At 68.9% G+C, this 14195-nt stretch carries 15 protein-coding genes; 6 read left to right on the forward strand and 9 right to left on the reverse strand.

Annotation, left to right across the window (positions count from 1 at the left end):
- Window positions 1–68: 68 nt before the first annotated feature.
- On the forward strand, window positions 69–965 hold the full coding sequence (locus tag AB0E63_RS37255; RefSeq protein WP_360376860.1) for a HoxN/HupN/NixA family nickel/cobalt transporter: 897 nt from the start codon (window positions 69–71) through the stop codon (window positions 963–965).
- Here AB0E63_RS37255 and AB0E63_RS37260 read toward each other — a convergent pair.
- The 5 genes from AB0E63_RS37260 to mce form a co-directional block, all read right to left on the reverse strand.
- Entirely contained in the window at window positions 962–2362 is a 1401-nt protein-coding gene (locus AB0E63_RS37260; protein ID WP_360376746.1) for an AI-2E family transporter, read from the reverse strand. The two genes, AB0E63_RS37255 and AB0E63_RS37260, sit on opposite strands and share 4 nt — an antisense overlap.
- On the reverse strand, window positions 2359–4164 hold the full coding sequence (locus tag AB0E63_RS37265) for a transposase (RefSeq protein WP_360376748.1): 1806 nt from the start codon (window positions 4162–4164) through the stop codon (window positions 2359–2361). Before AB0E63_RS37265 ends, AB0E63_RS37260 begins: the two co-directional genes overlap by 4 nt.
- Window positions 4165–4257: 93 nt before the next feature.
- A complete protein-coding gene (gene ccrA, locus AB0E63_RS37270; protein ID WP_360376751.1) occupies window positions 4258–5589 on the reverse strand; it encodes a crotonyl-CoA carboxylase/reductase in 1332 nt (443 codons plus the stop codon).
- Window positions 5590–5722: 133 nt separating this feature from the next.
- Complete coding sequence (locus AB0E63_RS37275; RefSeq protein ID WP_360376754.1) at window positions 5723–6628, reverse strand: sensor histidine kinase; 906 nt, start codon at window positions 6626–6628, stop codon at window positions 5723–5725.
- A 51-nt stretch (window positions 6629–6679) separates the two neighbouring features.
- A complete protein-coding gene (gene mce / locus AB0E63_RS37280) occupies window positions 6680–7123 on the reverse strand; it encodes a methylmalonyl-CoA epimerase (RefSeq protein WP_360376757.1) in 444 nt (147 codons plus the stop codon).
- A 92-nt stretch (window positions 7124–7215) separates the two neighbouring features.
- On the opposite strand from mce, the gene AB0E63_RS37285 reads away from it, so the two are divergent.
- From AB0E63_RS37285 to AB0E63_RS37300, 4 genes are all read left to right on the forward strand, one after another.
- Entirely contained in the window at window positions 7216–8430 is a 1215-nt protein-coding gene (locus tag AB0E63_RS37285; protein WP_360376760.1) for an acetyl-CoA C-acetyltransferase, read from the forward strand.
- On the forward strand, window positions 8430–9386 hold the full coding sequence (gene meaB, locus AB0E63_RS37290; protein ID WP_360376763.1) for a methylmalonyl Co-A mutase-associated GTPase MeaB: 957 nt from the start codon (window positions 8430–8432) through the stop codon (window positions 9384–9386). The genes AB0E63_RS37285 and meaB overlap by 1 nt, the downstream gene beginning before the upstream one ends.
- 296 nt (window positions 9387–9682) lie before the next feature.
- Window positions 9683–9841, forward strand: coding sequence for a hypothetical protein (locus AB0E63_RS37295; RefSeq protein WP_360376765.1), 159 nt, complete (start codon window positions 9683–9685; stop codon window positions 9839–9841).
- 108 nt (window positions 9842–9949) lie between these two features.
- Window positions 9950–10660 carry a PH domain-containing protein gene (locus AB0E63_RS37300; protein WP_360376768.1) on the forward strand — a complete coding sequence of 237 codons (711 nt, stop codon included), beginning with the start codon at window positions 9950–9952 and terminating at the stop codon, window positions 10658–10660.
- Window positions 10661–10664: 4 nt separating this feature from the next.
- Here the strand turns inward: AB0E63_RS37300 and AB0E63_RS37305 are convergent, their stop codons facing one another.
- From AB0E63_RS37305 to AB0E63_RS37320, 4 genes are all read right to left on the reverse strand, one after another.
- A complete protein-coding gene (locus AB0E63_RS37305) occupies window positions 10665–11903 on the reverse strand; it encodes a DUF6596 domain-containing protein (protein WP_360376770.1) in 1239 nt (412 codons plus the stop codon).
- Window positions 11904–11915: 12 nt separating this feature from the next.
- A complete protein-coding gene (locus tag AB0E63_RS37310) occupies window positions 11916–12263 on the reverse strand; it encodes a YciI family protein (protein ID WP_360376772.1) in 348 nt (115 codons plus the stop codon).
- A gap of 72 nt (window positions 12264–12335) precedes the next feature.
- On the reverse strand, window positions 12336–13073 hold the full coding sequence (locus AB0E63_RS37315; RefSeq protein ID WP_360376774.1) for a maleylpyruvate isomerase family mycothiol-dependent enzyme: 738 nt from the start codon (window positions 13071–13073) through the stop codon (window positions 12336–12338).
- A 31-nt stretch (window positions 13074–13104) separates the two neighbouring features.
- Window positions 13105–13551: a DUF4231 domain-containing protein gene (locus AB0E63_RS37320; protein WP_360376776.1), complete on the reverse strand. Its 447-nt coding sequence runs from the start codon at window positions 13549–13551 to the stop codon at window positions 13105–13107.
- 32 nt (window positions 13552–13583) lie between these two features.
- Between AB0E63_RS37320 and AB0E63_RS37325 the strand changes: the two genes are divergently transcribed.
- Entirely contained in the window at window positions 13584–14087 is a 504-nt protein-coding gene (locus AB0E63_RS37325) for a MarR family transcriptional regulator (protein WP_360376779.1), read from the forward strand.
- Window positions 14088–14195 lie beyond the last annotated feature (108 nt).

Genomic DNA, 14195 nt, shown 5'->3' on the forward strand with positions numbered 1-14195 from the left:
CCCCCCCCCCCCCCCCCCCCACCAACCCCCCCCCCCCCCCCACCGGCGGATTCGGGGTCGGTCTGGGACTGACGGCGTACACGCTGGGGATGCGGCACGCGTTCGACGCCGACCACATCGCGGCGATCGACAACACCACCCGCCGGCTGACCGCGGCCGGGCAGCGACCGGTGTCCGTCGGGTTCTGGTTCTCCCTCGGTCACTCCAGCGTTGTCTTCGGGCTGTGCCTTCTGCTGGCCTTCGGCGTGCGCTCGTTGGTCGGTCAGGTCGAGAACGACTCGTCCACGCTCCAGTCGGCCACGGCGTTGGTCGGTACGGCGGTGTCCGGTGTCTTCCTCGTCGCGATCGGGCTGGTCAACTTCGTCGTACTCGCGCGCATCGCGGGGGTCGTGCGCCGGATGCGTCAGGGGGATCACGACGAGGCGGAACTCGAAGCGCACCTCGACAGCCGAGGTCTGCTCAACCGGCTGCTGCGCCCAGTGACCAGGGCCGTGCGCAAGCCGCGCCACATGTACCCGGTCGGACTGCTGTTCGGTCTTGGGTTCGACACCGCGACCGAAGTGTCGCTGCTCGTCCTCGCGGGCGGAGCCGCGGCGTTCGCGCTGCCCTGGTACGCCGTCCTCGTCCTGCCGATCCTGTTCGCGGCCGGGATGAGTCTGCTGGACACGATCGACGGCTGCTTCATGAGCGTCGCGTACCGCTGGGCGGTCATCAATCCGGTGCGCAGAGCCTTCTACAACCTGGTCGTCACGGCGCTGTCGGTGGTCGTCGCCCTCGCGATCGGCACCATCGAGATCCTGTCCATCCTGACCGGCAAGCTCGGCATCACGTCCGGGCCGCTGGTCGCGATCAGCCAACTCGACCTGAACCAGGCCGGTTTCGTGATCACCGGTCTGTTCGTCGTGATCTGGGCCGTCGCGCTGCTGGTCTGGCGCTACGGCCGGATCGAGGAGCGCTGGTCCTAAGACTCGTTGGCCTTGCGGACCCAGACTTCCCGGATGATGAGCAGGATGGCGGCGGCGCTCGGGATGGCGAGCAGGGCGCCGACCACGCCGAGGAGGGCGCCGCCGAGGAGGGCGGCGATGACGGTGACCGCGCCGGGGATGTCCACGGCTCGCCGCATGATGCGAGGAGCTACGACGTAGTTCTCGATCTGCTGGTAGATGATGCCGTAGATGAGGCAGGCGACGCCGATCCACAGGCCTGCGGTGAACCCGATCAGGGAGACGACCACGACGCCGATCAGGCCGCCGACCATCGGGATGAAGTCGCAGAACATCACCACGATCGCCAGCGCCACGGCGTACTCCCGCAGGCCGACGATCTCCAGGAAGACGAACATGCAGACGCCGGCGCACAGGGCCACCATGAACTGGCCGCTGACGTAGCCACCGACCCGGGTCAGGACCTCGTCGCCGAGGATCGAGACGCGGTTGCGGCGGGTGGCCGGAACCAGGCTGTACGCCGCGCGCTTCACCGACGGGAGCGAAGCGAGGAAGTACAGCGTCAGGATCATGATCGTGAAGGTGTTGAAGAGGGCGCCCGCGACCACCCTGCCGACGCCGAGGATGCCGCCGAACGCACGCTGTGCCAGGGCCGGATCCTGGATGTACTCCTGGGCCTTCTGGATGTAGTGGTAGCGGTTGTTGAGTTCCTTCAGCGAGTTCGACTTCTGCAGCAGATCGAGCCACTCAGGGGCGTTCCTGATCAGGCTGTTGACCTGGTCGGTGACGACCGGAACGATCGCGAAGCCGACGCCGGTGACCGCCAGGAGCATCAGCAGGAACACGACGCCGACCGACAAGCCGCGCCTTAGGCCGCGGCGCATGAACCACTCGACCAGCGGGTTCAGGCCGACGGCGATGAACATCGACACCAGCAGCAGAATCAGTACCGACTTGGCCTGGCCGAGGGCGTTCCACAATCCCCAGGCGACGAGTACGCCGAGAGCCGCGAAGAACCCGAAGACGAACGGGTTCGACCGCCGCAGCGCCGGACCGGGCATCCCCATGCCCTCGTCCGGATGACGCTCCTCGATCAGCAGTTCACCGGCGAGGTCGTCGTCCTCCACAGCCTTCTCCGCTGCGGCCTCCGCCTTCTCGGCCGCAGTCTCCGCCTCGGCCGCCTTGGCGGCCGACTCGTCAGCCGTGCCGGCCGCCTCCTCGGCCTTGTCGGCGGACTCCTCTGCTTCGTCGGCCGAGTCGTCTGCCTTGTCCGCGGCTGCGGTTGCCTGCTCGGCGGAATGTTCGCTCTTGTCTGCGGCGGCTTGGGCCTCGGCGGCGGCGGTCTGTGCCTCCCGGGTCGCCTCGGCGAGGTCCTCGCCGGGGGTCGCTGTGGAGGTCTCGTCGCCGGGTGGGGTCACGTCGTCTTGTCCTTCGGGGATCGCGAACGGCCCTTGGCCTCGTCGGTCTTGTCGTCGGCGGCGGCAGCGGAACCGTTCGCCTGGACCCGAGTCTGCTCGTTCGCGAGGTCATCCAGCCGCAACTCGTCGATTCGCGTTGAATCGGCCGGCTCGTCGTCCTCGTCCTCGTCCGCGTCGTCGTCCTCGTCGTCGAGGTCTGCGTCCTCGATGTCCGCGTCGGCGGTCGGGGACGCGACGGGCTTGGCGGTCGCGGTCGCCGGCTTCGCGGGGGAGTCGTCAGGCTCGGCTGGTCCGCCGGCGGTCTTGCCGGCGAGGTCGTCGGTGTCCTTGGGGTCGACCCGCAGGCCGCTGTCGATCCGGGTCTCGTCGACCCGGGCGTCACCCGCGCCGATCCCGACGAACGGGCTCGCCCCGGTGAACGGGCCGACCTCGTCCTCGTCGTACGACGACGCGTCCGGAGCAGCGGCACCTCCGGCGAACGGGCTGCCCTTCGGACCGTCGAACGGGCTGGACGAGGAACCACCGAGGGCAGACGACTCCGCCGGGCTCTCCGTCGAAGCCGGCGCGTCCTCGGCGGGGCGGTCGAATGGGCTACTGGTCGGGGCCAACCCCTCCGGCTCCGAGAACGAACTGCTGCTCGGGGCCGGGGTTTGTGGTGCGTCGAACGGGCTCGGGGCCGGGCCGTCCAGCGGGCTGGGGGCCGCCGGGGTCTGCGGACGGGCGAACGGGTTGACGTAGGCCGGGGCGGCCGTCTCGGAGTCGAGCTCGGCGGCCTGCCGGGCGATGTTGCTGGCGATCTCGTTCAGCCCGGCGATCTGGGTCAGGATGCCGTCGCGCCGCTTGGCCAGCCGCTCGGTCTCGCGAGCCACGATCGTCCGCGACCGCTCCGCCTCGTCAGCGGCGTTCGCAAGCTCGGCCTCGGCCCGCGTCCGCGCGGTCGTGAGCAGCTGCTCGGCCTCACGCCGTGACCGCGAGATCGTCCGCTCGGCCGACTCCTCGGCCTCGGCGCGGATCTTGCGCGCCTGCTCGGTCGCCTCCGCCACGCGCCGCTCGGAGGCCTCGGCGGCCTCCTTCATCTGGGTGGTCAGGTTCTCGGTGTCGGCCGCGATCTGCTGGTGCTTGTCGGCCAGCTCCTTGGCCTGCTGCTCACGCTCGTCCGCCAGCCGCGCCCGCAGGGCCGCGGACTCGCGCTGGATCGCGGTGCGGATCTTCTCCGCCTCGTGCAGCGCGCCGTTCTTCAGCGTGCTCGATTGCGACTCAGCGGTCAGCTGCAGCTGCTCGGCCTTGCGCCGCGCTGCCGCCAGCACCTCGGCCGACTCTGTCTCGGCCGTCCGGCGGAGCTCCGCGGCGTCACCCTCGGCGGTCCGGCGCATGCTGTCGGCCTCGTTCAGCGCGACGGTGCGGATGTCCTCGCCCTCACGCACGCCGGTCGCACGGGTGGCGGCCGCCTCCTTGGTCGCGTTGGTCCGCAGCTCGTCGGCCTCCCGCCGGGCCTCCTCGAGCGCCTCGGACGCCTGGTCCTGGGCGAGCCGGAGGATCTGCGCGGCCCGGTCGCCGAGCCCGGCGTACGACGGGTTCGCACTGGCCTCGAGCTGGCGACGGGTCTCGTCGAGCTGGCGTTGCATGGGCGCGACACTGCCCTGGAGTTCGTCGGCGCGATTGCGCGCCTCGACGAGTTGCATTTCCAGCGCGCGGACATAGTCGTCCACCGCCTGCTTGTCGTACCCACGGCGACTGACCGGGAAGCCCCCGGCCGCGGTCGCCGTGCGGTCGAAGAACGGCAGACTCGACTCGTCAGGCATTTCCCGAGATTCCCTTCTGGCGGCTCAGCTGAATCCCCCACCTTAAGCCTGTCAGAACCCGGGTGTAACCAGCTAATCCGCCTCTGGGGACAACTACCTGTTACGGAAGCGATTTATCGCCGCGGCGTGCTGTTCACGCAGCTCCGGGTCCCGGATCCCGAGTCCCTCGGTGGGAGCGAGGGTGAGCACGCCGACCTTGCCCTGATGCAGGTTGCGGTGCACGTCGTACGCGGCCTGAGCGGTCTCCTCGAGCGGGTAGACCCGGCTGACCGTCGGATGAACCATGCCCTTGGCAATCAGTCGGTTCGCCTCCCAGGCCTCGCGGTAGTTGGCGAAATGGGAGCCGATGATCCGCTTCAGGTTCATCCACAGGTAGCGGTTGTCGTACTCGTGCATGAATCCCGATGTCGACGCGCACGTCACGATCGTCCCGCCGCGGCGGGCGACGTACACCGACGCTCCGAAGGTCTCCCGTCCCGGGTGCTCGAAGACGATGTCGGGGTCGTCCCCGCCGGTCAGCTCGCGGATTCGGGCCCCGAACCGCTTCCATTCCTTCTGGTCCTGAGTGGTCTCGTCCTTCCAGAACTTGTACCCCTCGGCCGACCGGTCGATGATCAGCGAGGCCCCCATCGCCCGGCAGATCTCCGCCTTTTCCGGCGAGGACACGACGCACACCGGGATCGCCCCGCCGTTCAGCGCGAACTGCGTCGCGTAGGAACCCAGCCCGCCGGACGCGCCCCAGATCAGGACGACGTCGCCCTGCTTCATGTTCGCGCCGTTCGCCGACACGAGCTGCCGGTACGCCGTACTGTTCACCAGCCCCGGTGACGCGGCCTCCTCCCAGGTCAGGTGGGCCGGCTTCGGCATCAGCTGGTTCGACTTCACCAGCGCGAGCTCGGCCAGGCCGCCGAAGTTCGTCTCGAAGCCCCAGATCCGCTGCTCGGAGTCGAGCATCGTGTCGTTGTGCCCGTCCGGCGACTCCAGTTCGACCGACAGGCAGTGCGCGACCACCTCGTCGCCGGGCTTCCACGCATTCACGCCCGGGCCGGTCCGCAGTACGACGCCGGCCAGGTCGGAGCCGACCACGTGATACGGCAGGTCGTGGCGGGCGGTCAGCGGCGACAGCTTCCCGTAGCGCTTGAGGAAGGAGAACGTCGACACCGGTTCGAAGATCGACGTCCAGACGGTGTTGTAGTTGATCGCGCTCGCCATCACCGCGACCAGCGCCTCACCCGGCCCGAGCTCGGGCGTCGGCACGTCGTCCAGGTGCAGGCTCTTGCGCGGATCCTTCTCCTTGGTGTCCAGACCCTCGAACATTCCGGCCTCGTCGGCGTGGACGGTGATCCCGCGGTAGTGATCGGGTACGTCGAGCGCACCCACGGCAGCGGTGTCACCGGCAAGGATCGCATCGAGGATCTGCTTCACGTCGTACCTCCTGCAACGGCGGTCTGGGTGAGCGGAACTTACCGCTGAGTATGCACGCACCGCTGTGCCCTGTAACACAGGACGGGACGGGTGAGACGACCGTCACTTTTGCAGTCCACCGTTGTCAGTGGTCTTATCCGCGCAGGCGAGTGTGCAAGCGCACCTGGGTGAAGTCGTCACCCGACCGCAGCTGCACCAGATCGCAGAGCTGGTTCGCCAGCCAGACGCCCCGTCCGCCGAGTCCGTCGAGCGGTGGCAGCACGCGCCCGACCAGCAGGTCGTCGATCCGGCCGCGGTCCGCGACGTCGCAGATCAGCGCGCCGTTCGCGACCCACACCGACAACGTCCCGCGACCGCCGCCGAACCGGATGCTGTTCGTACAGATCTCGTGCAACGCCAGCGCCAGGTCGTCCAGCCGGTCTCGCAAGACGCCGTACGACGACGCCTGCGCGGTGACCCAATCACGCACGTCTCCCAGGTCGGCCAGCCCGAACTCCCAGCGCTCGGCCCGATCCGGTACGTCGTCCAGCGCCGTACGGAATGTCTTCTCCGCAAGGGCTTCCGCGCCGGAGTGGGTCGCCGTCGGGTCGATGCCGACGGAGGCCTCGTACGGGCAGCGCAGCCAGAAGGACTGGTCGCTCGCGAAGGCGATGTCCAGGAGCGCCTCGTGCAGCAACGCCTCGTCGTACTCGGTCGCGCTCCGGCCGGCGTAGGCGGGCTCACCGAGACCGCGCACCGGGTGGCCGGCGTGCTGCTCGAGGGCGTCGCGCCAGAGCGGGATCAGCCGGGCAGGATTGCTTCCGGCAACAGTCATGTCGATCAAGCGGACCTGGTCGCGCGCTGCACCGAGAGGCTCGCCCAGCAAGGCGATCCGCCCAGGTGGCAGCACGGCCACGATCTTGTCCCCCGCCGCCAAACCGTCCCGCACGAACGTTCCCGCGAGCCGCACGAACTCCTCGTCCGACGCATAGACGAAGGCGTCGTGCCTGAACCCCGCCGGCGCTCCGTGCAGAGAGTCGGTGGCGCTGTCCTTCAGCACCTGAACAGACTAGTCCGCTCAGCGCTCTCCGGCAGTCAGCAGCGCGTGCCGTCACACCGTGTTCGAGGCCGGTGGCTCAACGAGTTCGACCAGGACACCGCCGGCCGACTTCGGGTGGATGAAGTTCACCCGCGACCCGGCGGTGCCGCGCTTCGGCTCGTCGTACAGCAGGCGGGCACCGCGCTCGCGCAGGACCGCGGACACCTTGTCGAGGTCGCCCACCCGGTAGGCGAGCTGCTGGATGCCGGGGCCGCGCTGGTCCAGGAACTTCGCGATCGGCGATGCGTCCGACAACGGCGCGAGCAGCTGGATCGAGGATCCGGAGTCGCCGATCGACAGCATCGCCTCGCGGACGCCCTGTTCCTCGTTGATCTCTTCGTGCGCGACCCGCAGGCCGAAGACGTCCGCGTAGTACCGGACGGCCTCGTCGAAGTCGGCCACCGCGACGCCGACATGGTCGATGGCTTCGAACAGGCCAGAGGTGACGTGATCCATGCCGTCAGCTTATGGCTGGTGTGACCCGATCCATGGCTCGTGTGACTTGATCGACAGCGGCGTACCAGTGCTGTCGCAGGTATCGTGACAACATGTCTGACGCCACTCGCAGCTCGCAGAACCAAACCGTCATAGTGGCCGGCGCACGCACCCCGATCGGGCGGCTGCTGGGTGGCCTCAAGGGCTTCACCGGCGCCGAGCTCGGGGGGTTCGCGATCAAGGCCGCCCTGGAGAAGGCCGGTGTCGCGCCGGACCAGGTCGAGTACGTGATCATGGGCCAGGTGCTGCAGGCCGGCGCCGGCCAGATCGCCGCCCGGCAGGCCGCGGTCAAGGGCGGAATCCCGATGGACGTCCCGGCCATCACCATCAACAAGGTCTGCCTGTCCGGCCTGAACGCGATCGCGCTCGCCGACCAGCTGATCCGCGCCGGTGAGTACGACGTCGTCGTGGCCGGCGGCATGGAGTCGATGACGAACGCGCCGCACCTGCTGCCGAAGTCCCGCGAGGGCTTCAAGTACGGCGATGTGCCGCTGGTGGACTCGATGGCGTTCGACGGGTTGTGGGACGCCTTCACCGATCAGGCGATGGGCGCGCTCACCGACCAGGCCAACAACGACGGCCTGAAGCTGACCCGCGAGGAGCAGGACGAGTTCAGCGCCCGCTCGCACCAGCAGGCCGCCGCCGCGTGGAAGAACGGCGTGTTCGCCGACGAGGTGGTCCCGGTCGAGGTGCCGCAGCGCAAGGGCGACCCGATCGTGGTCGACAGCGACGAAGGCGTCCGCAGTGACACCTCGGCCGAGTCGCTGGCCAAGCTGCGGCCGGCGTTCGGCAAGGACGGCACGATCACAGCCGGTTCGGCCTCGCAGATCTCCGACGGCGGTTGTGCTGTCGTCGTGATGAGCAAGGCGAAGGCCGAGGAGCTCGGGCTGAGCTGGATCGCCGAGATCGGCGCCCACGGGTCGGTCGCCGGGCCGGACTCGACGCTGCAGAGCCAGCCCGCCAACGCGATCGTCAAGGCCTGCGCGAAGGAAGGCATCGAGCCGTCCGCGCTGGATCTCGTCGAAATCAACGAGGCGTTCGCGGCGGTCGGGATTGCGTCGGCTCGCGAACTCCAGGTGGACGTCGACAAGGTGAACGTGAACGGTGGCGCGATCGCGCTGGGTCACCCGATCGGCATGTCCGGCGCTCGCCTGGTGCTGCACCTCGCGCTGGAGCTTCAGCGTCGCGGTGGAGGCGTGGGAGCCGCTGCTCTGTGTGGCGGTGGCGGTCAGGGTGACGCCTTGATCGTGCGGGTTCCGAAGAGCTGATGCCACGACGCACCGCACCTGTCGGCGAGCTGGTCGAGCGGGCCCGGGAGGGTGACTCCCGGGCCGTCGCTCGGCTGATCTCGCTCGTCGAGGACGAGTCCCCGCTGCTGCGTGAGGTGATGGCGGCGCTGTCGCCGCACGCCGGTCACGCGCACATCGTCGGCATCACGGGTTCGCCGGGCGTCGGCAAGTCCACGTCGACGTCGGCGCTGGTCTCGGCGTACCGCGCGAGCGGGAAGCAGGTCGGCGTACTCGCGGTGGACCCGTCGTCGCCGTTCTCCGGCGGAGCCTTGCTGGGGGACCGGGTGCGGATGCAGGACCATGCGACCGACACCGGGGTGTTCATCCGGTCGATGGCCTCGCGCGGGCATCTCGGTGGGCTGGCGTGGTCGACACCGCAGGCGCTGCGGGTGCTGGACGCGGCCGGGTTCGACGTCGTTCTGGTGGAGACGGTCGGTGTCGGGCAGTCCGAGGTCGAGATCGCGGGGATGGCGGACACGACGCTCGTGCTGCTCGCGCCCGGGATGGGCGACGGCATCCAGGCGGCGAAGGCCGGGATCCTCGAGGTCGGCGACATCTACGTGGTGAACAAGGCGGATCGCGACGGCGTGCAGAACGTCACCCGCGACCTGCGGTCGATGCTCGCGCTGGCCGAACGCGCCGAGGGTGCGTGGTCGCCGCCGATCCTGAAGACGGTTGCCTCACGCAACGAGGGGGTCGCCGAGGTGGTGGCCGCGATCGACGACCGGCTCGAGTGGATGCGGTCGAACGGCGTCCTCACCGAACGCCGGCGCAGTCGCGCGCGCGACGAGATCGAGGCGATCGCGATGACGGCGCTGCGGTCCCGGTTCGCGCATCTGCACGGTGACGCCAGACTGGATGTGCTGGCCGCCAAGGTGGCCGACGGAGGCACCGACCCGTACGCTGCGGCGGACGAGTTGATCGCGGCGTTGTGACTTCGGTCTCGGTTGGAACACTCGACCACGGAGTGTCACTTTGTGTCTTCCGCTTTCCGTTCACCGGGTGTTGTTCCGAATTCGGGCAAATACCGCAGAATTTGCGCCGGATGGCAGGGTGGGCGTCTCACGGCGGCGCGCCGGTGGGTGCCATGCTCCCGGATCCGTTACAGAATGGACCTTGTAGCTGGTGAGCATCGTAGGGTGGGCTGTGTTCAGTCAGTGACAATTGGTGACGGTCCGTGATACAAATTCAAACACAGTCGACCGAGTGGTTGCGAACGAGGAGTGGTGACATGCCGAAGAAGCTGTTGATCTGGTCGGTCATCGCCTTTGCGGCTTTCTATCTGTTCACGCAGCCGGCGAACGCCGCTGATGCGGTGGGCGGCGCGTTCTCTGCCGTCGGCGACGCATTCCAAAGTGTCATCACCTTCCTGACCGCGCTGTTCAGCTGATCTGCGGTTCAAGTGTCCCGTGACGAGCGATCGTGCGGGACACTTGGCTGTAAGGGACGCAAGCAGGGCCGACAGGCCCGACAGCGGGGCTGACAGGGGAGTGAGTGGATGGCCGGAATAGGCCTGTTCCGGATCTTCGACCCGAAGGTCCGGCGCCATCTGATCTCGGACGAGGGCGAAGTCGTCATCGACGAGGTCCGGCAGCACTGGGTGGTGTACCTGGTGCCGATGCTCGAGGTCGCGCTGGCGACCGCGCTGCTGGTGGTGCTGGTGACCAACTCGATCGGCGGCTCGCAGGTGCTGCTGGCGCTCGTGCTGGTGCTGCTGTCGCATGCGTTCTGGCAATTCCTGACCCATCACCGGGACCGGTTCGTGGTCACCAACATGCGGGTCATGCGGATCCGTGGCGTCTTCTCCCAGAGCATCGCGACCACCCCGATCGCGCGAGTCCTCGACATCACCCTGAAGAAGCCGAGCATCGGCCGGATCCTCGGCTACGGCCACTTCGTCTTCGAGTCGGCGGCGCAGGATCAGGGCTTCCGGGAGATCAAGTGGGTCAGCCGCCCGGACGACCGGGATCTGACCATCCAGCGAGTCATCCAGCGCACCGGTCTGCGCGCCGCGGCGAGCGTCGACGTGCTGGAAGGCGACGAGGACTCCGACGACGACGGCACCGGTCCGATCGGGATGGACTCCGCGCAGGAGGTCATCAGCACGGTGGCGCCGAGCGCCCCGGCCCACCACGCCCGCCCGGCCTCGTCAGGCCCGAAGTCGATCTTCAACAGCGAACGCGGCAACTGGACCGACGACACCGACTGAGCGCTCAGCCGGCGCGCTGGCGGAACAGGTCGCGGCGGCGCTCCCGATGCGCACGCTCCGGATGGTTCGGCGGAGCTGTCCCCAACGCCTGGTCCAGCTCATCCGCTGCCTCGGCGTAGCGAGCCTGGCGAGCGAGCAGCTCGCCGCGGATCGCATGCCAGCGAGGACTTCGCGGTACGGCGTCCAGCAGCGCCAAGGCTGACGTGATGTCGCCGGTCTCGGCGGTCGCGACGACAAGGCCGAGCTGGGCGGCCGGGCTGGGCGCGACCTCGACGAGCAGCTCGTACAGCCGCACGATCTCGCGCCAATCGGTCGCCATGTAGCTGGGCACGCGGGCGTGCTCGGCGGCGATCGCGGCCTGCAGTTGGTACGCATCGGCCCGGCGATCCGAGCGCTGGAGAGAGTCGTTGAGCAGCTCGACACCGCGTGCGATCAGCTCGGCGTCCCATCGGCTCCGGTCCTGCAGATCGAGCGTGACCACCTCGCCCTGCTCGTCGAGCCTGGCTGGCCGACGCGCCTCGGTCAGCAACAGCAACGCGAGCACCGCAGAGGGCATCGGCTGATCGGGCAGCAGGCTGTGCAGCAGCTCGCCCAGCCGGATCGCCTCCGCGCAGACGTCTACGTCGTACGCCGCCTCGCCCTCGAGGGGAGCGTGACCGGCGGTGTAGAGGCTGTGGATCACCGCGCACACGGCCGGGAGCCGATCGGGCAGCTCGTCCTCGGGCGGCACGCGGTACGGGATCCGTGCGGCGGCGATCTTCTGCCGCCCGCGCGTCAGGCGCTTGGTGGTGGCGACCTCGGTGGTGAGGAGTACGCCGGCGATCTGCGCGGGGGACAGGCCACAGAGCGTCCGGAGCGCGAGGGCGACTCTGGTCGGCGGCGAGAGCGCGGGGTGGCAGCACGTGAAGATCAACCGCAGCAGGTCGTCCTGGACCATCTCGTCCGTCTCGATCTCCTGGCCGCCGGTGAGCTCGATCAGCTCCGAGCCGTCGCGCTCCTTGCCGGCCCGGGCCCGCTCGCGGCGGATGATGTCGATCGCCTTCCGGCGGGCGGTCACGGTGAGCCAGGCCCGCGGCTCGGGCGGTACGCCGGTGACCGGCCAGGCGCCGAGGGCCGCCAGGGTCGCCTCCTGGACGGCGTCCTCGGCCAGCTGGACGTCACCGACGGTCCGGATCAGGGTGGCCAGGATGCGGGTCCCCTCGATCCGGATCGTCTCGGCGAGCGCGTCGTACTGCTGGGCCATGCCGGTGACGAGCTACTTGGCCAGGATGACCGGGCGGACCTCGACCGCGCCGCCCCAGGCTGCCGGGATCTGGGCCGCGATCTTGACGGCTTCCTCGAGGTCCTCGGCGTCGATCAGGTAATAGCCGGTCAGCGCTTCCTTGGTCTCGGCGTACGGTCCGTCGGTCGTGATCACCGGACCGCCGCGCGCGCCCTCGACCCGGACGACGGTCGCCGTCGACGTCGGGTGCAGGACCGCGCTCGCCTTGATCCGCGCGGCGTTGTCCACGCCGAACTGCCGGTACTCGGCCAGCTCGTCGGCCTGCTCAGGTGCCCACCAGTCCACGTCCGCGGTGTAGGTCAGTGCAAGGTACTGCGGCATCGGAGTCCTCCTTCTGCTGAGACCACTGTGGTCCCTCTGGAAAGGAACGAACGGCCGGACCCGCGAAGGACATCACTTCGTACTTTCCGCGAGCCGTCCCCGAAACGCCCGTACGACGTCCTCGTCGCCGGCGGTCTGGATCGCGTCGTCGCCGGCGCGGCCCCAGAGCCAGAGGTAGACCGGGGTGGGGTCACCGAAGATCTCGGCGGCTGCCTCGCCTTCGGCGCCCTGAGTGACCTCGACACTCGTGCTGTCCGCGCGGATCGTCCAGGAGCGCCCGGCGGCGGTGACGCGCACGGTCGCGTCGACCGGGTGCTCGGTGTCGCCCTCCTCCCACCACGGGCCGGCCAGGTTCGGGTACAGCAGCTCATCGATACCGTCGAGCGCGAGCTCGGCGTCGATCGGTGTGACGACCGCGTGCGCCTGCTCGACGTCGATCCGGTGGACCACGCTCTCCATCGCCATCCGGCGGTACCAGAAGGCCGAGGTGGTGTCGCGGGGGTTGAACGTCCACGTCTCCAGGGAGGTGCCCGCCTTCTCCAGCGCTTCCACGATCTCCGCGCGAGCCTCGTCGTACCACTCGAGAGTCTCCAGGCCGCCGAAGTCCGGCGGCCAGGGCTTCGGCAGCGCGCCCAGCCGCAACACCTCGACCTTGTGCACGTAGACCTGCGCCACGTGGCGCAGCACCGAATCCACCGTCCATCCCGGACAGCTCGGCACCGCGGCCTCGAGGCCCATCCGTCCAACCTCGCCCAGCCGTGCGGACTCAGCTCGCACGTGCCCCAGATAAACCTCCGCCGCCAAAGTCATGCCCCGACCCTCCCACGCCGCACGGACAGTTTCAGATGCTCCGAGCCTTGAGCGCAGCCTCCCAGTCGGAGGTCTCCTCCTGGCTGATGTCCACCACTCGTTCTGCGAGGAGCCGTACCGGGTCGTCGGCCTTGCCGTACCGACCGGCTCGCTGGGCGTAGAGCCAGGCCTCGTTGCGTAACTGCTGGGCAGTGCGGGTGTAGGCCGGGTAGGAGTCCTTGAATCCGAACAACGTGCGGATCCCTTCGGCCAGCGCGATCACGCCGCCGAGGGCCGGCGCGAGCCAGGTCGGCGCGGAGATCGCGACCGAGATCGCGATGACGAGTGCGGCCACCAGTTGCACTGTGCCGAGCAGGCGGTAGGCGATCCGGGCCCGCTTCGCCTGCCGGAAATACCACCGGAATCGCACGCTGATGAGTTGCTCGGCGGGTGAGTCCTTGCCGAGTGCCGGGAAGTCCGAATCTCTGAGGGTCGCCATGATGTGCCTAGTGTCCAGCTAACCTTCGGCTCATGGCGAGGAAGAGGGCGTTGCCGTTCGATCCGATCGAGGAGGCGTCGCGGCAATGGGGCCGGCGCTGGGGAGCGGTCGAGCAGATGCGTGCCGTCACGTCGCTGATGCGGGCGCAGCAGATCGTCATCGGAGAGCTGGACGACATCCTGCGCAAGCACGGGCTGACGTTCGCGCGGTTCGAGGCGCTGGTGCTGCTGACGTTCTCGCGGCGCGGATCGCTGCCGCTGGGCAAGATGGGGGAGCGGCTGCAGGTCCACCCCACGTCGGTGACCTCGATCGTCCGGCGGCTGGAGGCGGCCGGACTGGTGACCCGGACGCCGCACCCGGACGACGGCCGCGCGATCCTGTGCGAGATCACCCAGGAGGGGCGTGACCTGGTCGAGCTCGCCACGGCCGACCTGGTCGCCGCCGATTTCGCCCTGTCCGGCCTGACCGACGAGCAGCTCACGATGCTCTGGTCCGTCCTCGAACCGCTCCGCCACAACGCCGGCGACTTCAGCTGATCCCCTCCTGAGATCTACTTGGCCCGTGCTACGGCCGCGTTAAAAGTTCATTTCCTACTGAAACTTCCCAAGTTTCCCTATTGCCAGACAGCACGAGGGAGTCCAGGA

The sequence above is a fragment of the Kribbella sp. NPDC026596 genome (genome assembly GCF_040638415.1).
Classification (GTDB): domain Bacteria; phylum Actinomycetota; class Actinomycetes; order Propionibacteriales; family Kribbellaceae; genus Kribbella.

Bases quoted from the DNA above. Each gene is read 5' to 3' on its own strand.
- AB0E63_RS37265 (WP_360376748.1), bottom strand. From the start codon at position 4,164: ATGCCTGACGAGTCGAGTCTGCCGTTCTTCGACCGCACGGCGACCGCG.
- mce (WP_360376757.1), bottom strand. From the start codon at position 7,123: ATGGATCACGTCACCTCTGGCCTGTTCGAAGCCATCGACCATGTCGGC.
- AB0E63_RS37285 (WP_360376760.1), top strand. From the start codon at position 7,216: ATGTCTGACGCCACTCGCAGCTCGCAGAACCAAACCGTCATAGTGGCC.
- meaB (WP_360376763.1), top strand. From the start codon at position 8,430: ATGCCACGACGCACCGCACCTGTCGGCGAGCTGGTCGAGCGGGCCCGG.
- AB0E63_RS37295 (WP_360376765.1), top strand. From the start codon at position 9,683: ATGCCGAAGAAGCTGTTGATCTGGTCGGTCATCGCCTTTGCGGCTTTC.
- AB0E63_RS37300 (WP_360376768.1), top strand. From the start codon at position 9,950: ATGGCCGGAATAGGCCTGTTCCGGATCTTCGACCCGAAGGTCCGGCGC.
- AB0E63_RS37305 (WP_360376770.1), bottom strand. From the start codon at position 11,903: ATGGCCCAGCAGTACGACGCGCTCGCCGAGACGATCCGGATCGAGGGG.
- AB0E63_RS37310 (WP_360376772.1), bottom strand. From the start codon at position 12,263: ATGCCGCAGTACCTTGCACTGACCTACACCGCGGACGTGGACTGGTGG.
- AB0E63_RS37315 (WP_360376774.1), bottom strand. From the start codon at position 13,073: ATGACTTTGGCGGCGGAGGTTTATCTGGGGCACGTGCGAGCTGAGTCC.
- AB0E63_RS37320 (WP_360376776.1), bottom strand. From the start codon at position 13,551: ATGGCGACCCTCAGAGATTCGGACTTCCCGGCACTCGGCAAGGACTCA.
- AB0E63_RS37325 (WP_360376779.1), top strand. From the start codon at position 13,584: ATGGCGAGGAAGAGGGCGTTGCCGTTCGATCCGATCGAGGAGGCGTCG.